Source organism: Variovorax sp. YR634, from assembly GCF_900106655.1.
Classification (GTDB): Bacteria; Pseudomonadota; Gammaproteobacteria; order Burkholderiales; family Burkholderiaceae_C; genus Variovorax.
Genome location: NZ_FNOL01000011.1, coordinates 192,507 through 216,844, shown reverse-complemented (window position 1 = coordinate 216,844; position 24,338 = coordinate 192,507). Strand labels below are relative to the sequence as shown.

Below are 24,338 nucleotides of genomic sequence, written 5' to 3'. Positions count from 1 at the left end.
GGACGTCTGGGAACACGCCTACTACATCGACTACCGCAACCTGCGCCCGAAGTTCGTCGAGACCTTCCTGGCCAAGCTGGTGAACTGGGACTTCGTCGCCAAGAATTTCGGCTGAGCCCGGGTTTCCCCAACAAAAAAGCCGACCCTTGGGTCGGCTTTTTTGCGGGCTTCAGGCAGCAGGAGCTCAGCGCTTGGTGACTGCGAACAGTTCGCCGCCGAGCTTTGCGCCCTTCTTGATGTTCTTCTTGGCGAACCAGCCCTGGTTCATTTCGAGCACGTAGCGCACCGGCTCCAGGGAGCAGTGCGAGTTCTCGGTCATGGGTTGCATGTCGACCAGATTCACGATGCGGCCATCGTCGGCCACGAAAGCGGCAGTCAGCGGAAGGATCGTGTTGCGCATCCAGAAGCACTGAGTGGCAGGCTGCTCGAACACGAAGATCATGCCTTCGGCCTGCGGCATTTCCTTGCGGAACATCAGGCCGATTTCGCGTTGCAGGGGTGTTTGCGCAATCTGCGCATCGATCTTGTACAGGCCGACCGACAACTGCGTGCGCGGCAGGTCGGTCTGGGGTTGCTGCTGGGCGTGCACAGGCATCATGAAGGACGCGGACGCGAGGAGCAGGGCGGCTAGACGCTGGAACATCGGGCAACTCTTTCAGGGCGGGGTCAGGGCCCGGCCTAAATCAAAAAAACGCCAATAAAAATGCCCGCTGATGCGGGCATTGCCGGTGAGCGTGAAAGCTTACACCTTCTTGGCAGCGGCCGTGTGGGCCTTGGCCACGTGGCTGACCTTGTGCTTCTTGGCCGCAGCGTGCTTCTTGGCAGGCGCGTGCTTGGCGGCCTTGGAAGCGGCTGCGGGAGCAGCGGTGGTGGGTTCGGCTTGTTGAGCGAAAGCACCGGCAGCGAAGAGACCAGCGACCAGGGCTGCGAGCAGCTTGTTCATGAACATATCCTTTGAAATTCGTTGATTTGGATTGCCCTCCCTGCGGAAGGTAGACATTCAACGGAGGCCGATTCCTGCGGTTGACAGCAGAACGGTTGCGGCAGGCGAAAAAAAAGCGCTCCGAAGAGCGCTCTTTTCTGGGGCTGGGCCGACTTACTTGGCGCCTGCCATGTCAGGCGTACCGCCTTGGGTCGACTTGCGCTTCACGCTGCCGTCCTTGTTGCGACGACGCTGGTCGCGGGTGCTTGCGCGCTTCTCGCCAGAGGCAGCAGCCTTGTCGGCACCGATGGCGCCGCCTTCGGGCGTCTTGGCTTCGTCGCCAGCGGCAGCCTTGACTTGGCCAGCGGGCTTGGCAGCCTTCTTGGCTTCGGCACGTTGCTGCGACTTGCTGTTGGTGGCGTTACCTTGCTCAGGCGTCGTACCGGCCGGGTTTTGGGCGTAGGCGCCAGCGGCGAACAGGCCAGCGATCATGACTGCGAGAATTTTGCTCATTGATGATTCCTCTATCGAGAATTGGTTGGAAACGCCTCCCGGCGAGCAGAAGGTCAGCCACTAACGAGCCCATTGGCTCGCCGGTTGACAAACGCTTGCTGATGGGTTGCGTCTAAAATGTACAGCGATTTGTTCGCGGGCTGTACAGCGAATCCACCCCGTGTCTGAATTCGCTGACAGTCGTCAAAATTACGTCAATCCCGGAGCCATCCCCCCTCATGACCAGTTATCAGCACATCAAAGTCCCGACCGAAGGTCAGAAGATCATGGTCAACGCCGACAACTCGCTGAATGTGCCTGACCAACCGATCATTCCCTTCATCGAAGGCGACGGGACCGGCCTGGACATCACGCCAGTGATGCTGAAGGTGGTGGACGCAGCGGTGGCCAAGGCCTACGGCGGCAAGAAGAAGATCCATTGGATGGAGGTCTATGCTGGCGAAAAGTCGACCAAGGTCTATGGTCCCGACGTCTGGCTCCCCGAGGAAACCCTGCACGCTGTGCGCGACTACGTTGTCTCCATCAAGGGCCCGTTGACCACGCCCGTCGGCGGCGGCATCCGCTCGCTGAACGTCGCGCTGCGCCAGGAACTCGACCTTTATGTCTGCCTGCGCCCCATCCAGTATTTCGAAGGCGTGCCGAGCCCGGTGCGCGAGCCGCACAAGACCAACATGGTGATCTTCCGCGAGAACTCGGAAGACATCTACGCGGGCATCGAGTTCGAAGCCGAGAGCGACAAGGCCAAGAAGCTCATCAAGTTCCTGCAGGACGAGATGGGTGTCAAGAAGATCCGTTTCCCCAACACCTCGGGCATTGGCGTCAAGCCCGTGTCGAGGGAGGGCACCGAGCGCCTCGTGCGCAAGGCATTCCAGTACGCCATCGACAACGACAAGCCCAGCGTCACCTTGGTGCACAAGGGCAACATCATGAAGTTCACCGAAGGTGGCTTCCGTGACTGGGGTTACGGCCTCGCAGCCAAGGAGTTCGGCGCTGAACTGATCGACGGTGGCCCGTGGATGAAGTTCAAGAACCCGAAGACGGGCAAGGAAATCACCGTCAAGGACAGCATCGCCGATGCATTCCTCCAGCAGATCCTGCTGCGTCCCGCCGAGTACAGCGTGATTGCCACGCTCAACCTCAACGGCGACTACGTATCCGATGCGCTGGCCGCGCAGGTCGGTGGCATCGGCATCGCCCCGGGCGCGAACCTGAGCGACACCGTCGCCATGTTCGAAGCCACCCACGGCACGGCACCCAAGTACGCCGGCAAGGACTACGTGAACCCAGGCTCCGAAATCCTCTCGGCTGAAATGATGCTGCGCCACATGGGCTGGAAGGAAGCTGCCGACCTGATCATCAGCTCGATGGAAAAATCTATTGCCAGCAAGAAGGTCACCTACGACTTCGCCCGCCTGATGGACGGCGCCACGCAGGTAAGCTGCTCGGGCTTCGGCCAGGTGATGATCGACCACATGTAATTGCCGTTTGCTTCGACGTCTTGCGACGTCGTTGCAATGCAATGGGCCCTTGAACTTCCAGAAGGAATTCAAGGGCTTTTTATTGGCTCTTCGATCGGGCCGCGGCCATCCCTTTTTGCCTAAAACTCTCCGCAGGTGCGCTTCATCAAAAAAGCTGTCGCAACCGCCGCAATGCCCTTGAATTGTCGGATACGCGCCACCAAGTTTTTTTCGCCGGCACGGTGCTTGCACGCTCTATAGAATCTTTTTCATGGCAACGAGAATTCCCAAAACTCCCAGCACTCCGCCGGCCCAGAAGCCGGCCGGGGATGACGGAGATTCGGTCGTCCTGGAGCGCCGGCCGCAGAAAACCGCGCCGCCCCAGATGTACCAGGTGGTCATGCTGAACGACGACTACACCCCTATGGAGTTCGTGATCGTCGTGCTGCAGGAATATTTCAGCAAGGACCGAGAAACCGCGACCCAGATCATGTTGAAGATCCACCTCGATGGCCGCGGTGTCTGTGGGGTCTATTCCCGCGACATGGCGGCCACCAAGGTCAATCAGGTCATGGAAGCGGCGCAGCAGGCTGGGCACCCGCTGCAATGTGTCAGTGAGCCAGTTGCGTGAACCTGTTGAATTGCGCAAGCTCCAACCCATCTGAGAACTTATTTACAGCAAGGCAAAAGGAAATCACATGATTGCCCAGGAACTGGAAGTCAGCTTGCACATGGCCTTTGTCGAGGCCCGGCAGCAGCGCCACGAGTTCATCACCGTGGAGCATCTGCTGCTCGCTTTGCTGGACAACCCGAGCGCCGCAGAAGTTCTGCGCGCCTGCTCGGCGAACGTCGACGACCTTCGGGCGTCGCTCACCAACTTCATCAAGGACAACACGCCTCAGGTGGCGGGTACCGACGATGTAGACACCCAGCCGACCCTGGGTTTCCAGCGCGTCATCCAGCGCGCCATCATGCATGTGCAGTCCACCGGCAACGGCAAGAAGGAAGTCACCGGCGCCAACGTGCTGGTCGCGATCTTCGGCGAGAAGGACTCGCACGCCGTGTACTACCTGCACCAGCAGGGCGTCACCCGCCTCGACGTGGTCAACTTCATTGCCCACGGCATCAAGAAGAGCGATCCGCCGGAAGCCGTCAAGGGCAGCGGCGAAGCGCCTTCGGGCGAAGGCGAGGACGGTGGCGGCGAGCGCAACGAGAAGGCATCGCCGCTCGAGCAGTTCACGCAAAACCTCAACCAGATGGCCAAGGACGGCAAGATCGATCCGCTGATCGGCCGTGAGTACGAGGTCGAGCGCGTCATCCAGATCCTGTGCCGCCGGCGCAAGAACAACCCGCTGCTGGTGGGTGAAGCTGGCGTGGGCAAGACCGCCATCGCCGAAGGCCTCGCATGGCGCATCACGCAGGGCGACGTGCCGGAAATCCTGGCCGAGTCGAACGTGTTCTCGCTCGACATGGGCGCGCTGCTGGCCGGCACCAAGTACCGTGGCGACTTCGAACAGCGCCTGAAGGGCGTTCTCAAGTCGCTCAAGGATAAGCCGAACGCCATCCTGTTCATCGATGAAATCCACACCCTGATCGGTGCGGGCGCAGCCTCGGGCGGCACGCTCGATGCGTCGAACCTGCTCAAGCCGGCGCTCTCGAGCGGACAGCTCAAGTGCATCGGCGCGACCACCTTCACGGAATACCGCGGCATCTTCGAAAAGGATGCGGCCCTCTCGCGTCGCTTCCAGAAGGTCGACGTGGTCGAGCCGTCGGTGCAGGAAACCGTCGACATCCTGAAGGGCCTGAAGTCGCGCTTCGAGGAACACCATGGCGTGAAGTACGCCGTGGCGGCCCTGCAGGCCGCGGCCGAGCTCAGCGCCAAGTACATCAATGACCGTCATCTGCCCGACAAGGCCATCGACGTCATCGACGAAGCGGGCGCCGCCCAGCGCATCCTGCCGCCGAGCAAGCGCAAGAAGACCATCAGCAAGACGGAAGTCGAGGAAATCGTGGCGAAGATCGCGCGTATTCCCCCGGCCAACGTCAGCAACGACGACCGCAGCAAGCTGCAGACCATCGAGCGCGACCTCAAGAGCGTGGTGTTCGGCCAGGACAAGGCACTCGAAGTGCTCGCCTCCGCGGTCAAGATGGCTCGCTCGGGCCTGGGCAAGGGCGACAAGCCGATCGGCTCGTTCCTGTTCTCCGGCCCCACGGGTGTCGGCAAGACCGAAGCGGCGAAGCAGCTCGCCTACATCATGGGCATTGAGTTGATCCGCTTCGACATGTCGGAGTACATGGAGCGTCACGCGGTGAGTCGCCTGATCGGCGCGCCTCCGGGCTACGTCGGTTTCGACCAGGGCGGCCTGCTGACCGAAGCCGTCACGAAGAAGCCGCACGCGGTGCTGCTGCTCGACGAAATCGAGAAGGCACACCCGGACATCTTCAACGTGCTGCTGCAGGTCATGGACCATGGCACGCTGACGGACAACAACGGGCGCAAGGCCGACTTCCGCAACGTCATCATCATCATGACGACGAATGCGGGTGCCGAGACCATGAACAAGGCGACCATCGGCTTCACCAACCCGCGCCAGGCGGGCGACGAAATGGGCGACATCAAGCGCCTGTTCTCGCCCGAGTTCCGCAACCGGCTGGATGCCATCGTCAACTTCAAGGCGCTCGATGAGAACATCATCCTGCGCGTGGTCGACAAGTTCCTGCTCCAGTTGGAAACGCAACTCAGCGAGAAGAAGGTGGAAGTCACCTTCAGCGACAAGCTGCGCAAGCACCTGGCGAAGAAGGGCTTCGATCCGTTGATGGGCGCACGACCGATGCAGCGCCTGATCCAGGACACGATCCGTCGTGCGCTGGCCGACGAGCTGCTGTTCGGTCGCCTGACCGACGGCGGCCGCCTCGAAGTCGACCTCGACGACAAGGACGAAGTGCTGCTCGACATCCAGCCGCTTTCGAAGAAGGAAGGCAAGTCGAAGCCCGAAGCTGAAGAAGCTGCGACAGGTTGAAAGAACCGGGCAGTCCGCGGCCGATGAGGTTGCGGAACCGCCTCCAAAGGCCGGTAGCATCACGCTGCCGGCCTTTTTCTTTGGGCCGCCGAAATCACGAAGCCTCCTCGCCTTGATCCTCCCCGAACTCAGCCACGAATGGAAAACCGGCCTCTCCTTGGCGTGGAGCGGCTACATCGCGGTGTTGTCGATCTGGATCGTGATGCAGAAGCGCGCGCCGGTGTCCACGATGAGCTGGATCCTGTCGCTGGCGCTGCTGCCGTTCGCGGGCTTCGTCATCTACTACTTCCTCGGGCCGCAGCGCCTGCGAAAACAGCGACTCAAGCGCCTGCGCAGTCGCGCCGGCGCCTCCGCCCAGGCCGACGTGGCGCGGCTGCGCGATGCGGCGCAGAACGCCCCGCCGGCGCTGCAACAGATGGCCAAACTGGGCACCGCGACCTGCGGGCTACCGGTGTCGAGCGCCGTCGACGTCGAGTTGCTCTCGGGCGGCGCGCGCACTTTCGACGCAATCTTCGAGGCCGTGCGCGCCGCGCAGAACCACATCCACCTCGAGTACTACATCTTCGAGCCTGACAAGATCGGCACCGCCTTGCGCGACCTGCTGATCGAGCGCGCGAGGCAGGGCGTGACGGTGCGGCTGCTGATCGACGCACTGGGCTCCAAGCGCATCGGCCGCAATTTCATGGCGCCGATGCTCGAGGCGGGCGTGAAGGTCGCGCTGTTCCACGACACCAAGATCGGCCGCCGCCTGCGCCCGGTGACCAACTACCGCACACACCGCAAGATCGTTGTGTGCGATGGTCGCATCGGCTTCACGGGCGGCGTGAACATCACCGACGAGGAAGACAAGCGCACCAACCCCGACGCCTACCACGACGTGCACCTGCGCATCGAAGGCAGCGCGGTGCGCTGGCTGCAGACCACCTTCCTCGAAGACTGGACCTACGCCACCGGCGAAGACCCGCGCGGCATGGACGACACCCTGAATGCCATGCTGCCGCAGCTGGAAGCCGGCGACATCCCGGTGCAGATCGTCACCAGCGGCCCCGACAACGCGATGGAAGCCATCCACCGAATGCACGTCGAGGCCATTCACTCGGCCACGCATCGCGCCTGGCTCACCACGCCGTACTTCGTGCCCGGCGAGCCGGCGCTGATGGCGCTCACCAGTGCCGCGCTGCGCGGCGTCGACGTGCGTCTGCTCGTGCCGCGCCGCAGCGATTCGGCCATCGTGAGCGCCGCCGCGCGCTCGTACTTCGACGAGCTCATCGCCGCCGGCGTGAAGGTCTGGGAGTACAAGGCGCGCATGCTGCATTCCAAGACCTTGGTGGTCGACGACCATTGCGCGATGATCGGCACTGCGAATTTCGACAACCGCAGCTTCCGCCTCAACTTCGAGGTGTGCGCGGTGGTTTATGGTCCGGAACTTGCCCGGCCGCTGGCGGCGCAGTTCGAGACCGACCTGCAGAGTTCCGGCGCGGTGCGCGGCAACCGGCACCAGAGTTTCTGGCGCCGCCTCGGCGACGCCATTGCGCGCTTGTTTTCACCCTTGCTCTGAATGAACCACACCTTTCTCTGGCACGACTACGAAACCTTCGGCGCAGTGCCGCGTCGCGATCGTCCCTCGCAGTTCGCCGCTATCCGCACCGACGCCGAGCTCAACGAAGTCGGCGAGCCGCTGATGATTTATTGCAAGCCCGCGCCGGACTACCTGCCCAGCCCCGAGGCCTGCCTGATCACCGGCATCACGCCGCAGGTGTGCCTGGAGCGCGGCATCCCCGAGCATGAATTCGCCGCGCACATCGAGCGCGCCTTCTCGCAGCCCGGCACCATCGGCGTCGGCTACAACACCATCCGCTTCGATGACGAGGTCACGCGCTTCCTGTTCTGGCGCAACCTGATCGACCCCTATGCGCGCGAGTGGCAGAACGACTGCGGCCGCTGGGACCTGCTCGACGTGGTGCGCCTGACGTACGCGCTGCGCCCCGACGGCATCGAGTGGCCGAAGAAGGAAGACGGCAAGCCCAGCTTCAAGCTCGAAGACCTGGCGCGCGCCAACGGCCTGCTGCACGAGTCGGCGCACGATGCGCTTTCCGACGTGCGCGCCACCATCGCACTGGCACGCCTGATCCGCGACAAGCAGCCCAAGCTATTCGACTTCGCATTCGGCCTGCACAAGAAGGACCGTGTCGCCAGCGAACTCGGCCTGCCCGCGATGCGCGAAACCGCGAAGCCCTTCCTGCATGTCTCGGGCATGTTCCCGGTCGAGCGCGGCTGCCTGGCCGTGATGTGGCCGCTGGCCAGCCATCCGACCAACAAGAACGAACTGCTCGCCTGGGACCTTGCGTATGACCCGAGCGAGCTGCGCGACATCGACGTCGATACGCTGCGGCTGCGCCTGTTCACCCGCACGGCCGACCTGCCTGAAGGCGTGGTGCGCCTGCCCGTGAAGGGCGTGCACCTGAACAAGTCGCCGATGGTGGTCGGCAACCTGCGCACGCTGGCGCCGGCCATGGCCGAGCGCTGGGGCGTCGACCTCGACACGGCCATGCGCCACGCCGCCATCGCTCGCGACCTGCCCGACATGAGCGCCATCTGGTCGCAGGTGTATGCCCGGCCAAAGGAGGCAACGCCCGACGTCGACGAAGACCTCTACGGCGGCTTCGTCGGCAACGCCGACCGCCGGCGCCTCAACCAGTTGCGCGGCCTGTCGCCCGAGGAGCTGGCCAAAGACCGCACCGGCTTCGACGACGGACGGCTCGACGAGATCCTGTTCCGCTACCGCGCACGCAACTGGCCCGAACTGCTCAATGAGGACGAGGCCGAACGCTGGGAAGCCTTGCGCGTGGCAAAGCTCTTCAAGGGCGAGGGCGGGGCGCGCACCATCGAGATGCTGTTCAGCGAGGTCGATGCGCTCTCCGAGAACGCCGACGAGCGTGGCGAGGAAATCCTCGGCGCGCTCTACGAATACGCCGAGGCCATCGCGCCCGAGGCTTGATCCGCGTCGCCCATGAGCCTCTCGATCAACGCCGAACTGTCGAAGGGGCTCGAAAGCTACGGGTTGTTCCTGTCGGAAGGCTCGCTGCTGCCAACGCCATTCCGCTTCGAGACACCGGTGCGCGTGTGGCATGCCGTGCAGATGCACGGCGGGTGCTCCGTGGGCGCGTATTCGAGCATCTCGCCGGGCGCATTGCTCGTCGACGTACGCATGGGGCGCTATTGCTCGATCGGCGACGGTGTGCAGACCCTGTCGGACCATCCCGCCGGCTGGCTTACGACGCACATGCTGGCCTATGCGCCGAATTTTCCTGAGCCCTACCGGCACCAGTCAGTCGGCCAATTCCCTTCGCATTCGCCGGTGGTGATCGGCAATGACGTGTGGATTGGCTCGAGGGTCAGCCTCAAGAGCGGCATCACCATCGGCGACGGCGCGGTGATCGGTGCGGGCGCCATCGTGACTCGCGACGTGGCGCCTTTCACCGTCGTTGGCGGCGTGCCGGCCAGGGTGATCCGCCAGCGTTTCCCCGATGCGCTCATCGAACGCATCCGCGCCTGCCCCTGGTGGGACTGGGACTTGCGCACGTTGGTGCTCGATTGGCAGCACCCTGAAAAAGCCCAGTCGACGCTGGAGGCCGCCGTTGCAGAAGGTCGTCTGTCGCGCTGGAATCCCGGCTGGCGCCTGCTCGACCACGGTACGCCGCCCGCCGAGGGCCAGCCTGCGCCGCTGGTCTTTCTGCCGGGTTGATCACGCATGGAGGTATTTCGCATGACTACAGGTATTTCGCCCCTTGTCCGCACCGCGCTGGCAGCCGTCGCGATGGCCGCGGCGCTCGCCGGATGCAGCGCCTTGCCATCGGCGCCTGGTGCGGCGAAAGCCTGCGGGAGCAGCTTCGAGACCTTCGAGCGCGACACGCTCTATTTCGGCCGGGCCATTCCCTCGGGAGGCCAGGTGTCGGATGCCGAGTGGACGGGCTTTCTCGACACCACCATGATGCCGGCTTTTCCGCAGGGCCTGACGGTGATCGATGCCGCCGGCCAGTGGCGCGGCGTGTCGGGCGACGTGGTGCGCGAGCGCTCCAAGCTGGTGGTGCTGCTGCATCCGCGCAGCGACAAGGACGACGCCGCCATCGCCAGCATCATCGGCACTTACCGCCAGCGCTTCGCGCAAGAGGCGGTGCTGCAGGAGCGGCAATCCGTCTGCGTCCGCTTCTGAGGCTGCCGCGCTCAGGAGGGTTGTCCGTCGATGGCCGGCAGCCCGCTCAGGTCTTCCGACCACGCCAGCGCGGAGCGGCACCAGATCCGGCGACGCGGGGGCAGCAATGCGCGCTGCGCCAGCGCTCCCACGCGCAGCGCATAGCTTGGCGGTGTGTCGCTGTCCGCGGCGGCCCAGATTGGCGAGCCGCAGTTCGCGCAGAAGCCGTGTCGTCGCCGCGCGCCGCTGTCTGCCGTCTTCACGTAGGTCTTCGGCGTGCCGGTCAGCAGGCGGAAGCTGGAGGCCGGCACAGGCACCGACACGCGGTAGGCGGAGCCCGACAGCACCTGGCAGTCGCTGCAATTGCACAGCGAAACCTTCTCCGGATCGAGGTCGGCTTCGAAGGTGATCTGGCCGCAGTGGCAGGCGCCTTGTACTTGCATGCGAATTCCTTTTTTCGGGGGAAGTGGGCATCGTAGGAAGAGCGGCCTGCGGACGCAATGGCTGGCTATTTCCCCGGCCGCGCAGCCTCTGGCGCGGCCACGTATGCTCCCCGGATGGACGCCAATTCCACCGCGCTCGCCGACTTCGCCACCCGCCACCGCAAGCTCTTCGTGCTCACCGGCGCGGGGTGCAGCACCGAATCGGGCATTCCCGACTACCGGGACGTCGAGGGCGAATGGAAGCGCCCGTCGCCCGTCACCTACCAGGCCTTCATGGGCGAGGAGTCCACGCGACAGCGCTACTGGGCGCGCAGCCTGATCGGCTGGCCGACCATGGCCGGCGCCCGTCCGGGTGCGGCGCATCGCGCGCTGGCGCGGCTGGAGGCGGCGGGCCGCGTGGGCTTGCTGCTCACACAGAACGTCGATGGCTTGCATGAGGCGGCCGGTAGCCGCGGCGCCATCGACCTGCACGGGCGCATCGACACCGTGCGCTGCATGGCCTGCGAGCGGCGCACGCCGCGCGCGGCGCTGCAGCTCGAACTGCGGCAGCGCAATCCGAGTTGGGCCGAACTCGAAGCCCGTGCCGCGCCAGACGGCGACGCCGATCTCCAGGGCCATGATTTCTCCGCCTTCGACGTGCCCGCGTGCGCGCACTGCGGTGGCCTGCTCAAGCCCGACGTCGTGTTCTTCGGCGAAAGCGTGCCGAAGGAGCGCGTCACGGCCGCCTTCGCGGCGCTGGAAGAAGCCGACGCGGTGCTCGTGGCCGGTTCGTCGCTGATGGTGTATTCGGGCTTTCGCTTCGTGCAAGCGGCCGCCGCGGCGGGCAAACCCGTGGCGGCGGTGAACCTGGGGCGCACACGGGCCGATGCGCTGCTCTCGCTGAAGGTCGAACGGCCGGTGGGCGAGGCGCTGGAGGCGCTTGCGCAGCAACTGGCGCCCGAGCCGCAACCGGATCGGATGGCCTAGCGTTCGCCCGGCGCCTTGCGCAGGGATCGGATGAACGCGTCCACCGACGCCGTGTAGGCACCGGGCAGGCCCAGTTCACCGTCGATCTGCGCGTGCGTGAGGTCTTCAGGCACTACCTCCGCGCGGCCACCAATTGCCGCGGCCCGAGTCGCGAACTGATTCGCCTGCGTGCACGAGCCATCGCGCCGCTGGGTCGAGCACACCAGCAGCATCGGTGGTGCACCAGGCGCAAGAGTGTCGGTGGGCGATACGGTGCGCCAGTAGGCGGGGTCGTCGCCGAACACGCGGTCATAGAAGGGCATGTGGCGACGTCGCATCAGTGCCGCAGTGTCCAGCGCCGCGCTGTCGAGTGCCACGGTGCCGAGCCACGGGCGTGCGCCTTGCTGCCGCGCGATGCCGGGCGATGCACTGATTAGCGCAACAAGGTGCGCGCCGGCCGAATGGCCCATGAGCACGAAGCGGCCCGCATCGCCGCCCCACGAAGGCGCGCTTGCCTGCGCAGTGGCCACCGCGCGCGCCACGTCCTGGGCCTGCTGCATCACGTCGACCTGCGGCACGAAGCGGTAGCCCACCGACACCAGGATGAAGCCCTGGTCGCGCACCCAGTGCTCGATCTTCAGGTCGACCACCGAGGCGGCTGCCTTGTTGCCGAACATCCACGCGCCGCCGTGGACCATCACGAGCACCGGGGCGTTGCGTGCGTTCGGTGGCAGATAGACGTCCATGCGCTGGCGTGCATCGGGGCCGTAGGGCACGTCGGCAAGCCGTTGCACGCCGGTGGGGGCGACCGGCGCGCCAACTTGCTGTGCCATCGCCGGAAAGAAGAGCAGCATGCCCAGCCAGGCCGCGCAAATCCGCAGCAAATGTGTCATGACGAAGCTCCCGGAGGACCGAAGAGGGTCGAGATTTTCGCGCGCCAGCCGTCGGCCTTCCAGAGGTCGCGGCCCAGGTTCACCCACTCGTGGAAGGCGATGCGCAACGGGTTGTGGGTGCGCAGCGGCGTGGTGAGGCCGTAGCGCAGCGTCACGTCCTTGCGCTCGGCAGCGAAGGTGCCGAACATCCGGTCGAACACGATCAGCACGCCGCCGTAGTTGCGGTCGAGGTATTCCGGGTTCGACGCGTGATGCACCTTGTGGTGCGTCGGCGTGTTCAGTACCCATTCGAGCGGCCCCAGGCGCGGCATCCACGGCGCGTGCAGCCAGAACTGGTAGAGCAGGTTGGCCGCCAGCGTGGCCACCACCGCCAGCGGCGGAAAGCCCAGCCACACCAGCGGCGCGAAGAACAGGGCCGTGCCGGTGAGCTTGCCCGTCCAGCCCAGGCGCAGCGCGGCAGCCAGCGTGAGCTCGTTGGGCGAGTGGTGCACCGCGTGCGTGGCCCAGAACCAGCGCACGCGGTGCGCAGCGCGGTGATACCAGTAATAGCAGAACTCCTGCCCTACGAAGAGCAGTGCGAAGGCCGCGGGCGTCGACAGTGAAATGGTGTCGACCCGGTGCGCGTGCGCCCAGGCCAGCACCGGCGCGGCAATCGACAGGCCCAGCGCATCGACCGCGCGCCGGCCTACCGCGTCGGCCAGCGAGGCGCCGTAGGCGCGCCAGTCGTAGGCCTGGCGCCGCACGAAGCTCTGCACCAGGCCTTCGAGCGTGGCTGCGGCCAGCACGAAGACGAGCAGGCCGGTCAGCCACAGCGCGATGCCCGGCCCCATCGATTCGCGGATCAGGTCGAAGGACATGCTATTTCTGCCGGCTGCTGCGTTGCTGGGTCACGGCATAGGCCTCGATCTGCGCCATCGTCACCGAGCCTGCGTGAGCGCTGTCGATGGCGTCGAAGTTGCGGTAGACCCACGGCATCTTGCCGCGTGCTTCGTCGCGTGTGAGACGGCCATCGACGTTGGTGTCGGCGGCGCCGAAGCGCTTGTGCAGCTCGGCGCGCATCTGTTCGGCGCGGCCGGCATCGGGCGCCTGGGCGCAGGCGGCGAAGGACACGGCTGCGAGCAGCAGCGGCAGGACGTGGCGGGTTGTCATGGGCACGCTCCCTTGCATCAACGGCAGGAAATGACTGCGCCGGCCGCGCTGTAGCAGGTGGCGCTGTGCGTCAGGCCGGTGCCGCTGTTGTAGCTCGTGCTGCTCTGCACGCTGTTGCCGGTGGCGGCGCTGGTGGCGGTGGCGCTGCGGCTCTGGGTCACGTTGCCCGATGCGTCGCGGCTCGCGCTGCCGCTGCTTTCTGCGCTGCCGCGCGTGCCGGCTGCAGCGAAGCCACTGCGGTGGCTGGCCGAGCCGTCGGGGTTGACCGAGGTCGTGCCGGCGCGGGCTGCATAGCCTCCGCCGGGCCCGCGTACCGCGCGCATGTTCGTGGCGGTGGTGCCACCCGCGGCGTTGGGCCGCACGACATGCCGGCTGGCCGCGCCAGCTTGGGTGGCCGTGAAGGCCGCCGCCAGCAGCACGCCGGCCAGCGCGGCGGAAGTGGACAGGGAAAGAACGCGCTTCATGTTCAAGACTCCTTGCGGTGCCGGCTGCGCACCTCGCGAAGCCGTGAAAGCGACTGTGGCCGCGAGATGTGAGCCAGCCATGGCGCAGCGCGGTGCGTTCATGACAATCCGTGAGCGCCCGTCCGGGGCTCTGTCATCGTTTGTCATGAATTCCCGCGCGACCGGGCAGGGCAGCCGCCGTTACGATTCGCCGCATGACCGAAGCGCTGGCCCGCATCCTGATTGCCGACGACGAAGCCGACCTGCGCGCGCTGCTGCAGCGCTACCTCGGCGACCAGGGCTATGCCGTGCGCACCGTCGAGAGCGCCCAGCCGCTCGACAAGCTGCTCGCGCGCGAGCGCTTCGACGTGCTGGTGCTCGACGTCATGATGCCCGGCGAAGACGGCCTGGCTGTGTGCCGCCGGCTGCGCGCACAGGGCGAGACCATTCCCATCCTGATGCTGACTGCGCGCGGCGACCCGGTCGACCGCATCGTCGGTCTCGAGATGGGCGCTGACGACTACCTGCCGAAGCCCTTCAACCCGCGCGAGTTGCTGGCGCGCATCCAGGCGCTGGTGCGGCGCCAGCGCATGCTGGGCGCGCACACCGGGCCGGCGCCGGTGCAGGAAAGCGTGCGCTTCGGCGCCTTCACGCTGCACCTTGGCGAGCGACGCCTCGAGCGCGAGGTGGAGGGCGCGAAAGAAGATATCCCCCTGACCACCGGTGAGTTTTCGCTGCTCCAGGCGCTGGCGCTCAACGCCAACCGGTCGTTGGGCCGCGAGCGCCTGATCGAACTCGCCCACGGCCGCGAGCACGAGGCCACCGACCGCAGCATCGACGTGCAGGTCATGCGCCTGCGCAAGCTCATCGAGGCCGATCCCGCGCAACCGCGCCACATCCGCACGGTCTGGGGCGTGGGTTACCTGTTCGTGCCATGAAGCTCTTTCCGCGCAGCCTGTTCGGGCGCAACGCGCTGCTGCTCGTGCTGCTCATCGCGCTGGGCCAGATTGGCGGCGGGTTGCTGTTGCGCGAGATGGTCATCAAGCCACGGCTCGACCAGATTGCCGAGAGCGTGGCGCGCAACGTGGCAGCCATCCGCGCGGGCATGCTGGCACTGCCGCCGGCCCAGCGGCCGGCATTCGTGGACGGGTTCAACCAGCAGGCGACGGCTGGCCGCGCCGACAAGGCGCGCGGCCCGCGCGTGCTGCTCACGCCGCTGGAGCGCGGCTTCGTGCGCTCGGTGTCGGCGCGCATCGCGAGCAAGGGCGTGGAGGCCGTGTGGCGCCGCGAGCCCGACGGCGGCCTGGCGCTGCGGCTCACGCTCGATGGAAGCGATCACTGGGTCGTGATGCCCGGCCTCTTGCCCGCGCGCGAATTCACGGGTGCGCTGGTGGCGGTATCTGTAGGCAGCGCGTTGCTCGCGCTGGCGGGTGCGCTTTGGTTCCAGCGCCGGCTCAACCGGCCGCTGGTGCGCGTGGTGGAGGCCGCGCACACGCTGGCGGCGGGCCGCGAGCCCATGCCGCTGCCCGAAGACGGTCCCACCGAAGTCGCGACCGTGAGCCGCAGCTTCAATCAACTGGTCGGCAGCCTGCGCCAGACCGAGCGCGAGCGCGCCCTGATGTTGGCCGGCATCTCGCACGACCTGCGCACGCCGCTCACCAAGCTGCGCCTGGGCGTGGAAATATTGCGCGACCGCATGGAGCCCGAGCTCGTGAGCAGCATGACGCGCAGCGTGGAAGAAATGGACGCCATCGTCGGCCAGTTCCTCGACTTTGCGCGCGGCGACGGTGACGAGCTGCCGGTGCCGACATCGCTCGACGACATGGCCCGGGCGCTGGGCGCGGCCAGCGCCGACCATGGCCGGCCCATGGCGCTGCAGCTGGGCGGCGCGCCCACGCTGCCGCTGCGCCAGCAGGCCATGCAGCGCGCCATCGGCAACCTGATCGAGAACGCCTGGCGCCACGGCCGGGCGCCGGTCACGCTGTCGACGCGCGTGGTGGGGCAGGAGGCGATTGTCGAAGTCGCCGACCACGGCGACGGCATCGACCCGGCCGAGGCGGATGCTCTCAAGCAGGCGTTCCGCCGTGGCAATGCGGATCGCGGCGGGACGGCAGGTGCAGGGCTCGGCCTGGCCATCGTGCAGCGCATCGCGCAGGCGCATGGCGGTCGGCTCGAACTGGAGACACCCCCGGGCGAGGGCCTGCATGCACGCCTGCGGCTGCCGTTGCCGCCGGGCTGACGGCCTCGTTCAGCCGGCGCGCTTCGGTGGCATCCAGCTCGTTGCGGCGTCGCGTCCCGCGAGGTGCAGGCTCGCAGTGGCGGCAGGCGTTTCGGCCACCAAGCGCCCCTTGCGGAACACCTTGAGCCGCGTGGCGCGCAGGCGGATCGCCTCGACCGGATCGCGCGCCTGCAGCAGCACGAAGCTCGCGTCGCAACCCGCCTCGATGCCGTAACCCTGCAGGTGCATCACGCGCGCCGCATTCGTCGTCACCGCCTCGAAGCACTGGCGAATGCCGGCCTGGCTGGTCATCTGCGCCACGTGCAGGCCCATGTGCGCCACTTCGAGCATGTCGCCCGAGCCCATGCCGTACCACGGGTCCATCACGCAGTCGTGGCCGAAGGCCACGTTCACGCCGGCGGCCATCAGCTCGGGCACGCGCGTCATGCCGCGGCGCTTCGGGTAGGTGTCGTGGCGGCCCTGCAGCGTGATGTTGATGAGCGGGTTGGCAATGACGGCCACGCCGCTCTGCGCGATCAGCGGCAGCAGCTTGCTCACGTAGTAGTTGTCCATCGAGTGCATCGATGTGCAGTGCGAGCCCGTCACCCGGCCTTGCATGCCGAGGCGCTGCGCCTCGAAGGCCAGCGTCTCGATGTGGCGCGAGAGCGGGTCGTCGGACTCGTCGCAATGCATGTCGACCAGCTTGCCCCGCCCGGCCGCGATTTCGCACAGCAGCTTCACGCTGGCCGCGCCATCGGCCATGGTGCGCTCGAAGTGCGGGATGCCGCCGACCACGTCCACGCCCTTGTCGAGCGCGCGCTCCAGGTTCTCGATGCCGCCCGGGGAGCGCAACACGCCGTCCTGCGGGAAGGCGACCAGTTGCAGATCGAGGTAGGGCGCCACCTGGCGCTTGACCTCGAGCAGCGCGTCGACCGCCAGCAGGCTCGGGTCGCTGGTGTCCACATGAGAGCGAACGGCCAGCAGTCCCTTTGCCACGGCCCAGTCGCAGTAGGCCAGCGCACGTTCGATCAGCGCATCGGCCGTGAGCAGCGGCTTCAGCTCGCCCCACAGCGCAATGCCTTCGAGCAGCGTGCCGCTTTCGTTGACGCGCGGCAGGCCGTAGCTGAGCGTGGCGTCCATGTGGAAATGCGGGTCGACGAAGTGGGGGGCGAGCAGCAGGCCTTGCGCATCGAGCGTTTCGTGCGCCGGGGCGACGAGGCCTTCGGTCACTTCGGCGATACGGCCGCCCTCGACGGCAATCGACATGCCGGTGCGGCCGTCAGGGAGGGTGGCGTTGGTGATGAGGAGGTCGAGCATCGTGGGACCCTGTGATCGGTTGAACGGTATTTTCGGCCGCTTTGAGCGCCGCCGGAGAGCCGCTTCAGCGCGTGTTCTGCGCCCGGTACCGGTATTGCCCCGGTGCAGGCCCGACCTCGATGGTCACGCGGCGCAGCTTCTCGTCGTGCCCCGAGTCGGCCTTGGCCGTCACCACGATGCCGCGCGGCGTGGTGCGGCAGGTGAGGTCGGACAGCGAGATTTCTGCATGGTCGTTGTCGAGCTCGGCGATCGCCACCGTGTGCTCGGCGCGCAGGCTGCCGTTGGCGTCGCGCGTCATCCATTGCACATAGAGGAAGGACTGGGCGTACTGCTCGGCGTGCACCACCCGGTAGGTGCCCTGGTGGTCCTTGCCCCAGGTGCCGCACATCTGCACCCAGGTCACGGCATCGGCGGTGCTGAAGGCCTCGTAGCCGTAGTTCATGCCAAGTGCATGAGCACCGTTGCCGCCCAGCGCCAGCAGCGCCGCGAGCAGGGCGCCTCGCGCGGCGGTGGCGGTCCGGGTGGTCATCATCAGCGTTCCCCCTTGCGGTACGGTTTCATCAGCGCCTGCGGATAGCTCGCCTTGCGTGCCACCAGTACCAGCGCCAGGATCGACAGCAGGTAGGGCAGCATCAGGTAAAGCTGGTAGGGCAGCACGGCGTCGCCGGCTTGCTGCAGCCGTAGCTGCAGCGCATCGAAGAAGGCGAACAGCAGCGCGCCCAGCAGCGCCTTGCCCGGCCGCCACGAAGCGAACACCACCAGCGCCACGCAGATCCAGCCGCGGCCGTTCACCATGTTGAAGAAGAAGGCATTGAAGGCCGACAGCGTGAGGAACGAGCCCGCCACGCCCATCAGCGCCGAGCCCGCGACGATGGCGCCGGTGCGCGTTGCCGCGACCGACACGCCCTGGCTCTCGGCCGCCTGCGGGTTCTCGCCGACCATGCGCAGCGCGAGGCCGAGCGGCGTGCGGTACAGCACCCAGCCCACCACGGGCACCAGCAGCAGCGCGAACAGCGTGAGCGCGGTCTGCGCATTCAGGATCGGCACCGGCAGCCAGTCCATCGGTGCAAACGGCGTGATGGTCGGCGGCGTGTTCACTTTCGGAAAGCTCACGCGGTAGCCGAAGTAGCTGAGCGCGGTGGCAAGCAGCGTGATGCCCAGCCCCGACACATGCTGCGACAGCGCAAGCCCGACGGTCAGGAAGGCATGCAGCAGCCCGAACACCATGCCCGTGAGAGCAGCCACGCCCACGCCCACCCACAGCGGCGCGCCCGCATACACCGCGAGCCAGCCGGTGAAGGCGCCCGCGACCATGATCCCTTCGATGCCGAGGTTGAGCACGCCCGCGCGCTCGCACAGCAGCACGCCGAGCGTGCCCAGAATCAGCGGCGTGGCGATGCGCAGCACCGCGACCCAGAAGGCGGGGTTGGCGAGGATGTCGAGGAAGTCCGTCATTTCTTCATCCGCACCCGGTATTGCGTCAGCAATGTCGCCACCAGCACCGCAATCAGCGATGCGGCAACGATCACGTCGGCGATGTACGTGGGCACGCCGACCGCGCGGCTCATGGTGTCGGCACCGACCAGCACGCCCGCAACGAACACGGCAGCCGCGATCACGCCCAGCGGATGCAGCCCTGCCAGCATCGCAATCACGATGCCCGTGTAGCCATAGCCCGGCGACATGTCGAGTGTGACGTAGCTCGTGCGGCCCGCCACCTCGATCGCGCCCGCCAGCCCGGCCAGCGCACCCGAGAGCAGCGCCACCATCACCACGGTGCGCGTCACCGGCACGCCAGCGAAGGCTGCGGCACGCGCATTCGCACCCACGGCACGGATGTCGAAGCCCAGCACCGTGTACTTGAAGACCGCCCACACCATCACCGCGAGCAATACGGCCCATAGAAGCCCGGTGTGCACGCGCGTCTGCGCGATGAGCTTGCCGAGTTCGAGATCGGACTGCAGCGACACGCTCTGTGGCCAGCCCATGGCGCTGGGGTCTTTCATCGGCCCGTCGAGCAGCGCCGACACGCCCAGCAGCACGATGAAGTTGATCAGCAGCGTGGTGACGACTTCGTCCACGCCGAGCTTGTTCTTCATCAGCGCCGGGCCCAGCAGCATCAGCGCACCCGCCACGGCGGCGGCCAGCATCATCAGCGGAAACAGCAGCCACGGCGACAGCTCGAAGCCCGTGCCGCCATGCATGCCGCCCACGGCGACGGCGGCCAGCGCGCCGGCGTAGAGCTGGCCCTCGGCGCCGATGTTGAAGAGCCGCGCCTTGAAGGCGACCGTGGCGGCCAGCCCGGTGAGGATCAGCGGGATCGCGCGGGTCAGCGTCTCGCTCCATGCGAACACCGAGCCGAAGCCGCCCTGCAGCAGCAGCGCGTAGGTGCGGCCGACCGGCGCACCAGCCCACAGCACCAGCAGCGCGCTGACTGCCATGGTGAAGACGACCGCGCCGATGGGCGCAAGCACCAGCGCCGTGCGCGAGGTTTCGTGGCGCCGTTCGAGCCGCATCATGGCGTGGCTCCCTTGGCGTGGGCAGCCGTCGCGCCGGCCATGGCCAACCCGATGGCTTCGCGTGTCCAGGCTGCGGCCGGGCGTGCCTCGCCCAGATGGCCGCCATGCATCACGGCCACGCGGTCGCCGAGCGCGAGCACTTCGTCGAGGTCGTCGGAAATCACCAGCACCGCCGCGCCAGCGTCGCGCGCGGCAATCAGCTGCTGCTGCACATAGGCCACGGCGCCGATGTCGAGGCCCCAGGTCGGCTGGTGCGCGACGATCAGGCGCGGCGCGCGGTTCGGGTACTTCTTGTTTTCGTCGCCCTTGGCTATTTCGGGCTGCTCGGGCGCCAGCAGGGCGCGGCCCAGGATCAGTTTCTGCATGTTCCCGCCGGAGAGCGAACGGGCCGGCGCCATCAGGCCGGCGCCGCGCACGTCGAATGCCTTTTCGATGCGCCGCGCGTGCAGGCGGGCGGCCGCGCGCTTCACGATCCACGACCAGCGCGAGAACACCGGGCTGCGCAGGCGCTCCGACACAGCGTTCTCCCACACCGGCAGGTCGCCGACCACGCCGACGGCATGCCGGTCTTCCGGGATGCGCGCGACACCGCGCTGCACCAGCCGGGCGGGCGAGGGCGGCAAGGCGCGGCCCATCAGTTGAGCCGTGCCAGACGTGGCGCGGCGCGTGCCGCACAGCAGCTCGGCCAGCGCCACCTGCCCGTTGCCGGAAACACCGGCGATGGCGGTGATCTCGCCGGCGCGCAGCGTCAGCGACACCTCGCGCAGCCGGTCTTGCCCGCCGTTCTTGTCGGTTGCTGTGCTCACGTGGTCGAGAACGCAGACGGCATCGCCCACCGACTTGGCTGGCCGCCGCTGCGGCGCATCGACCGCATGCCCGACCATCCACAGCGCGAGCTGTGCCTGCGTGGTATCGGCCGTGCGCGCCTCTGCCACGAGCTTGCCGCCGCGCAGCACTGCGATGCGATGCGACACGCGCAGCACCTCGCCGAGCTTGTGGCTGATGAAGATCACCGACAGCCCCTGTGCCACCATCTGCGCGAGCGTGGCGAACAGTGCCTCGCTTTCCTGTGGCGTCAGCACGGCGGTCGGCTCGTCGAGGATCAGGATGCGCGCGCCGCGATACAGCGCCTTGAGAATTTCCACGCGTTGTCGTTCGCCCACCGACAGATTGCCGATCTGCGCGTCAGGCTGCACCGGCAGCCCGAAGCGCTGGGCCACGTCGAGCAGCCGGGCGCGTGCGGCCGCGCGGCGCGACACCGGCCGCCACAGCGGCTCGGTGCCCATCATCACGTTGTCGAGCACGCTGAGGTTGTCGGCCAGCGTGAAGTGCTGGTGCACCATGCCCACGCCGGCCGCGAGCGCGGCCTTGGGGTTGCCCGGCGGCAGCGGCGCGCCGAAGACTTCGATGCTGCCTTCGTCGGCGACGTAGTGGCCGAACAGAATCGACATCAGCGTCGACTTGCCCGCGCCGTTCTCGCCGAGCAGCGCCAGCACTTCGCCGGCCTGCAGGTCGAGGGAAATGGCGTCGTTGGCGACGAGGCTGCCGAAGCGCTTGGTGATGCCCTGGAGGCGCAGGACGGTGGCGTCGCTTCCTCCCTCCGTGGGAGGGAGAGAAGACTGGGTCACTTCCACGCAGCCAGGAAAGCCAGCATGACCTTGGCGGAGTTGTCCGCCGCGATACCCATGAAGGTGCCCATCTCGTTCTCGCCGTCGCCACCGCCCGCGAGGTCGCTGAGCGAGCGGAAGGCGATGTACGGCACGCCGTTGCTGTAGGCGACCATGCCCACGGCCGCGGTTTCCATGTCGAGCACGTTGGCCTGGAAGGTCTTGTAGGTGTATTCGCGGTAGGCCTTGTTGTCCATGAAGGCCTGGCCAGAGACACCGTTGCCACCGACCACCAGTTGCGGCTTGCGCGGCAGGCACTTGCCGGCGCTGCAGTTGGCCAGGTCGACGTTGCGGATGCTGCGTGCCACCTCGAGCATCTTCGGATCGGCCTCGAACCAGAACTTGCGCTGGATCTCCGGACGCGCGGCCGAGCGCACCTCCACCGGGCGCGGGAACATCATGCCGAAGTTGGGCAGCGTGGCGTCGGTGATGAAGGGTGGCGCGGCGTACTTGCCGGGCGCGGTTTCGCGCGCCATCAGCACTTCGAGGTACTGGCCCCATTGCGCCGGCACCGTGACGTCGCCGACGTGCAGAGACGGATTCACGCCACCCGCGATGCCGCTGAACACGATGTTCGTCACGCGGAAGCGATTGAGCACGAGCTGCGTGTTCATCGTCGCGTTCGTCATGCTGATGCCCGACAGGAACAGCACCACGGGCTTGCCTTCGAGCGTGCCTGTGGTGAACTCCACGCCGTTCACGCTGTGCTTCACAGGGGTTTGCAGGCGCGTGAGCAACAGCTTGAGCTCGGGCTCGAAGGCTGAGAGCACCGCGATGCGCGGGGTGTCGTCGAGGCGCGTGCTGCTGTTGATGCTGACGCCGGTGCCCTTGTAGACGCCGACGCAGCCCGCGAGGCCAAGGGCCAGCACGCCGGCCGCGAGAAGGGAAACCCAGCGAATCTTCATCGGCGCGCTCACTTTGCGGTGGACTTCGGTTGCGCGTCGTCCACCTTCACCGTGAACTTGCCCGAGAGGATGTCAGCCTGCTTGGCTTTCACCTTGGCGACGATGTCGGCAGGCACCTTCTTCTCGAAGGTGCCCAGTGGCGCCAGCTCGGAGCCCTTGTGCTTCATCTGCGCGTATACGCCGTAGTCTTCGGCCGCGAACTTGCCTTCCTTCACGAGCTTGATCGCGCGGTCGGCCGCGGGCTCGAAATTCCACAGGGCCGAGGCGACCACCGTGTCTGGGTACTGGCTCTGCGTGTCGATCACGTTGCCGATGGCGAGCTTGCCTTTTTCCTTGGCCGCGTCAGAGACGCCGAAGCGCTCGGCGTACATCACGTCCGCGCCCTTGTCGATCATGGCGAAGGCCGCTTCCTTGGCCTTCGGCGGGTCGAACCAGCTGTTGATGAAGCTCACGCTGAACTCGACCTTCGGATTCGTTTCCTTCGCGCCGGCCATGAACGCGTTCATCAGCCGGTTGACCTCGGGAATCGGGAAGCCGCCGACCATGCCGATGCGATTGCTCTTCGTCATGCCGCCGGCCACCATGCCGCTCAGGTAGGCCGGCTCCTGGATGTAGTTGTCGAACACGCTGAAGTTGGGCGCCTGCGGCTTGAGCGACGAGCCCATCAGGAAGGCGACCTTCGGGAAGTCTTTCGCGACCTTGCGCGCCGCGGCTTCCACGCCGAACACCTCGCCCAGGATCAGCTGGTTGCCAGCCGTGGCGTACTCGCGCATCACGCGTTCGTAGTCGGCGTTGCTGACGTTCTCGGTGGCCTTGTATTCGATCTCGCCGCGAGCCTCGGCCGCTTTCAATGCCTTGTGGATGCGACCCACCCATTGCTGCTCGAACGGCACGGTGTACACCGCCGCCACCTTCAGCTTGGCCTGCGCGAGCGCAAGGCCGGGCGCGCCGGCCGCAAGTGCTGCGGCAATGGCGACGGAACGGATGATCAACTGGCGGCGTGCTGTCACGGTGCTTCTCCTCGAGGTATGGAAATCTTCTTGTCGCTGCCGGGGAGCAGCGCGGCGCCCTTCAATCGGACGCCGGGGCGTTACTTGGTGCCGAAGATGCGGTCGCCTGCGTCGCCCAGACCCGGCAGGATGTAGCCGTGGCTGTTCAACTCGCGGTCGATCGCGGCGGTGTAGATCGGCACATCCGGGTGGGCCTTCTGCATCGTCGCCACGCCTTCGGGGCAGGTCAGCAGGCAGACGAACTTGATCGACTTGGGGTTGAGCTCCTTCAGGCGCTCGACCGCGGCCACGGCCGAGTTGCCGGTGGCCAGCATCGGGTCGACCACGATCACGTCGCGGTTCTCCATTTCGCCGGGCATCTTGAAGTAGTACTCGACGGCCGTCAGCGTCTTCGGGTCGCGGTACAGGCCGATGTGGCCGACGCGGGCGCCGGGCACCACTGTCAGCATGCCGTCCAGGATGCCGGTGCCGGCGCGAAGAATGGATACCAGCACCAGCTTCTTGCCGTCGATGACCTTGGCCTGCATGGTCTCGAGCGGGGTTTCGACCTCGATGTCCTGCATCGGCATGTCGCGCGTGACCTCGTAGGCCATCAGCATGCTGATTTCGTTGAGGAGCCGGCGGAAGCTGTTGGTGGACGCATCCTTGCGGCGCATCAGCGTGAGCTTGTGCTGGACGAGGGGGTGGTTGACGAGGTGGACGTTGCTCATTGGATTTTTTCTATC

Annotated in this window: 27 protein-coding genes; 11 read left to right on the top strand and 16 right to left on the bottom strand. The window is 66.6% G+C overall.

Translation table 11 applies throughout. The features are described 5' to 3' along the window. Nucleotides 1-115: Fe-Mn family superoxide dismutase (locus BLV60_RS19785; protein WP_218132239.1), on the top strand; the 115-nt coding region annotated here is incomplete at its 5' end. A gap of 69 nt (nucleotides 116-184) precedes the next feature. Here BLV60_RS19785 and BLV60_RS19780 read toward each other — a convergent pair. The 3 genes from BLV60_RS19780 to BLV60_RS19770 all read right to left on the bottom strand — a co-directional run bounded on the left by BLV60_RS19780 (nucleotide 185) and on the right by BLV60_RS19770 (nucleotide 1,435). Then, nucleotides 185-643 (bottom strand): DUF192 domain-containing protein, encoded by a 459-nt coding sequence (locus tag BLV60_RS19780; protein WP_093056974.1) that lies wholly within the window; start codon nucleotides 641-643, stop codon nucleotides 185-187. Between the two features lie 99 nt (nucleotides 644-742). Beyond that, entirely contained in the window at nucleotides 743-943 is a 201-nt protein-coding gene (locus BLV60_RS19775; protein WP_093056988.1) for a hypothetical protein, read from the bottom strand. Nucleotides 944-1,096: 153 nt separating this feature from the next. Then, on the bottom strand, nucleotides 1,097-1,435 hold the full coding sequence (locus BLV60_RS19770; RefSeq protein WP_093056973.1) for a cell envelope biogenesis protein TolA: 339 nt from the start codon (nucleotides 1,433-1,435) through the stop codon (nucleotides 1,097-1,099). 218 nt (nucleotides 1,436-1,653) lie between these two features. On the opposite strand from BLV60_RS19770, the gene icd reads away from it, so the two are divergent. The 7 genes from icd (at nucleotide 1,654) to BLV60_RS19735 (ending at nucleotide 10,125) form a co-directional block, all read left to right on the top strand. Next, on the top strand, nucleotides 1,654-2,913 hold the full coding sequence (icd, locus tag BLV60_RS19765) for an NADP-dependent isocitrate dehydrogenase (RefSeq protein WP_093056972.1): 1,260 nt from the start codon (nucleotides 1,654-1,656) through the stop codon (nucleotides 2,911-2,913). Between the two features lie 250 nt (nucleotides 2,914-3,163). Continuing rightward, nucleotides 3,164-3,523 (top strand): ATP-dependent Clp protease adapter ClpS, encoded by a 360-nt coding sequence (gene clpS, locus BLV60_RS19760; RefSeq protein ID WP_042674481.1) that lies wholly within the window; start codon nucleotides 3,164-3,166, stop codon nucleotides 3,521-3,523. A 67-nt stretch (nucleotides 3,524-3,590) separates the two neighbouring features. After that, nucleotides 3,591-5,912: an ATP-dependent Clp protease ATP-binding subunit ClpA gene (gene clpA, locus BLV60_RS19755; RefSeq protein ID WP_093056971.1), complete on the top strand. Its 2,322-nt coding sequence runs from the start codon at nucleotides 3,591-3,593 to the stop codon at nucleotides 5,910-5,912. A gap of 112 nt (nucleotides 5,913-6,024) precedes the next feature. After that, on the top strand, nucleotides 6,025-7,470 hold the full coding sequence (cls, locus tag BLV60_RS19750) for a cardiolipin synthase (protein ID WP_093056970.1): 1,446 nt from the start codon (nucleotides 6,025-6,027) through the stop codon (nucleotides 7,468-7,470). After that, entirely contained in the window at nucleotides 7,471-8,910 is a 1,440-nt protein-coding gene (gene sbcB / locus BLV60_RS19745) for an exodeoxyribonuclease I (protein WP_093056969.1), read from the top strand. A 12-nt stretch (nucleotides 8,911-8,922) separates the two neighbouring features. Continuing rightward, on the top strand, nucleotides 8,923-9,657 hold the full coding sequence (locus tag BLV60_RS19740; protein WP_093056968.1) for a CatB-related O-acetyltransferase: 735 nt from the start codon (nucleotides 8,923-8,925) through the stop codon (nucleotides 9,655-9,657). A 21-nt stretch (nucleotides 9,658-9,678) separates the two neighbouring features. Then, on the top strand, nucleotides 9,679-10,125 hold the full coding sequence (locus tag BLV60_RS19735; RefSeq protein WP_093056987.1) for a DUF3574 domain-containing protein: 447 nt from the start codon (nucleotides 9,679-9,681) through the stop codon (nucleotides 10,123-10,125). Between the two features lie 11 nt (nucleotides 10,126-10,136). On the opposite strand, the gene BLV60_RS19730 is transcribed toward BLV60_RS19735, so the two are convergent. Continuing rightward, entirely contained in the window at nucleotides 10,137-10,547 is a 411-nt protein-coding gene (locus tag BLV60_RS19730; protein ID WP_093056967.1) for a GFA family protein, read from the bottom strand. A gap of 114 nt (nucleotides 10,548-10,661) precedes the next feature. On the opposite strand from BLV60_RS19730, the gene BLV60_RS19725 reads away from it, so the two are divergent. Continuing rightward, complete coding sequence (locus tag BLV60_RS19725) at nucleotides 10,662-11,513, top strand: NAD-dependent protein deacetylase (RefSeq protein WP_093056966.1); 852 nt, start codon at nucleotides 10,662-10,664, stop codon at nucleotides 11,511-11,513. Here BLV60_RS19725 and BLV60_RS19720 read toward each other — a convergent pair. From BLV60_RS19720 to BLV60_RS19705, 4 genes are read right to left on the bottom strand one after another with little or no spacing between them, the layout of a single operon-like run. Further along, the gene (locus BLV60_RS19720; protein ID WP_093056965.1) at nucleotides 11,510-12,385 is read right to left on the bottom strand and encodes an alpha/beta hydrolase; all 876 of its coding nucleotides are present in this window, start codon (nucleotides 12,383-12,385) and stop codon (nucleotides 11,510-11,512) included. The two genes, BLV60_RS19725 and BLV60_RS19720, sit on opposite strands and share 4 nt — an antisense overlap. After that, entirely contained in the window at nucleotides 12,382-13,242 is an 861-nt protein-coding gene (locus tag BLV60_RS19715; RefSeq protein WP_093056964.1) for a sterol desaturase family protein, read from the bottom strand. The genes BLV60_RS19720 and BLV60_RS19715 overlap by 4 nt, the downstream gene beginning before the upstream one ends. A gap of 1 nt (nucleotide 13,243) precedes the next feature. After that, nucleotides 13,244-13,534 carry an EF-hand domain-containing protein gene (locus BLV60_RS19710; protein WP_093056963.1) on the bottom strand — a complete coding sequence of 97 codons (291 nt, stop codon included), beginning with the start codon at nucleotides 13,532-13,534 and terminating at the stop codon, nucleotides 13,244-13,246. 17 nt (nucleotides 13,535-13,551) lie between these two features. After that, nucleotides 13,552-13,998: a hypothetical protein gene (locus BLV60_RS19705; RefSeq protein WP_093056986.1), complete on the bottom strand. Its 447-nt coding sequence runs from the start codon at nucleotides 13,996-13,998 to the stop codon at nucleotides 13,552-13,554. 194 nt (nucleotides 13,999-14,192) lie between these two features. Here BLV60_RS19705 and ompR point away from each other — a divergent pair, with 194 nt between their 5' ends. Both ompR and BLV60_RS19695 read left to right on the top strand, forming a co-directional pair. Then, complete coding sequence (gene ompR / locus BLV60_RS19700) at nucleotides 14,193-14,915, top strand: osmolarity response regulator transcription factor OmpR (protein ID WP_093056962.1); 723 nt, start codon at nucleotides 14,193-14,195, stop codon at nucleotides 14,913-14,915. Beyond that, on the top strand, nucleotides 14,912-16,216 hold the full coding sequence (locus BLV60_RS19695) for an ATP-binding protein (RefSeq protein ID WP_093056961.1): 1,305 nt from the start codon (nucleotides 14,912-14,914) through the stop codon (nucleotides 16,214-16,216). The genes ompR and BLV60_RS19695 overlap by 4 nt, the downstream gene beginning before the upstream one ends. Before the next feature lie 9 nt (nucleotides 16,217-16,225). Here BLV60_RS19695 and BLV60_RS19690 read toward each other — a convergent pair whose 3' ends face one another. The 8 genes from BLV60_RS19690 to upp all read right to left on the bottom strand — a co-directional run bounded on the left by BLV60_RS19690 (nucleotide 16,226) and on the right by upp (nucleotide 24,323). Further along, the gene (locus tag BLV60_RS19690; protein ID WP_093056960.1) at nucleotides 16,226-17,512 is read right to left on the bottom strand and encodes an amidohydrolase family protein; all 1,287 of its coding nucleotides are present in this window, start codon (nucleotides 17,510-17,512) and stop codon (nucleotides 16,226-16,228) included. A 64-nt stretch (nucleotides 17,513-17,576) separates the two neighbouring features. After that, complete coding sequence (locus tag BLV60_RS19685) at nucleotides 17,577-18,044, bottom strand: hypothetical protein (RefSeq protein WP_371127384.1); 468 nt, start codon at nucleotides 18,042-18,044, stop codon at nucleotides 17,577-17,579. Further along, nucleotides 18,044-18,967 carry an ABC transporter permease gene (locus tag BLV60_RS19680; RefSeq protein ID WP_093056959.1) on the bottom strand — a complete coding sequence of 308 codons (924 nt, stop codon included), beginning with the start codon at nucleotides 18,965-18,967 and terminating at the stop codon, nucleotides 18,044-18,046. The genes BLV60_RS19685 and BLV60_RS19680 overlap by 1 nt, the downstream gene beginning before the upstream one ends. After that, the gene (locus BLV60_RS19675; RefSeq protein WP_176928839.1) at nucleotides 18,964-20,028 is read right to left on the bottom strand and encodes an ABC transporter permease; all 1,065 of its coding nucleotides are present in this window, start codon (nucleotides 20,026-20,028) and stop codon (nucleotides 18,964-18,966) included. The genes BLV60_RS19680 and BLV60_RS19675 overlap by 4 nt, the downstream gene beginning before the upstream one ends. After that, nucleotides 20,028-21,659, bottom strand: coding sequence for an ABC transporter ATP-binding protein (locus BLV60_RS19670; protein ID WP_093056984.1), 1,632 nt, complete (start codon nucleotides 21,657-21,659; stop codon nucleotides 20,028-20,030). Before BLV60_RS19670 ends, BLV60_RS19675 begins: the two co-directional genes overlap by 1 nt. Then, complete coding sequence (locus BLV60_RS19665; RefSeq protein WP_093056957.1) at nucleotides 21,656-22,603, bottom strand: 5'-methylthioadenosine/S-adenosylhomocysteine nucleosidase; 948 nt, start codon at nucleotides 22,601-22,603, stop codon at nucleotides 21,656-21,658. Before BLV60_RS19665 ends, BLV60_RS19670 begins: the two co-directional genes overlap by 4 nt. Nucleotides 22,604-22,611: 8 nt before the next feature. Then, entirely contained in the window at nucleotides 22,612-23,613 is a 1,002-nt protein-coding gene (locus BLV60_RS19660; RefSeq protein WP_093056956.1) for a BMP family protein, read from the bottom strand. A gap of 80 nt (nucleotides 23,614-23,693) precedes the next feature. Beyond that, nucleotides 23,694-24,323: a uracil phosphoribosyltransferase gene (gene upp, locus BLV60_RS19655; protein ID WP_007837874.1), complete on the bottom strand. Its 630-nt coding sequence runs from the start codon at nucleotides 24,321-24,323 to the stop codon at nucleotides 23,694-23,696. Between the last annotated feature and the right edge of the window lie 15 nt (nucleotides 24,324-24,338).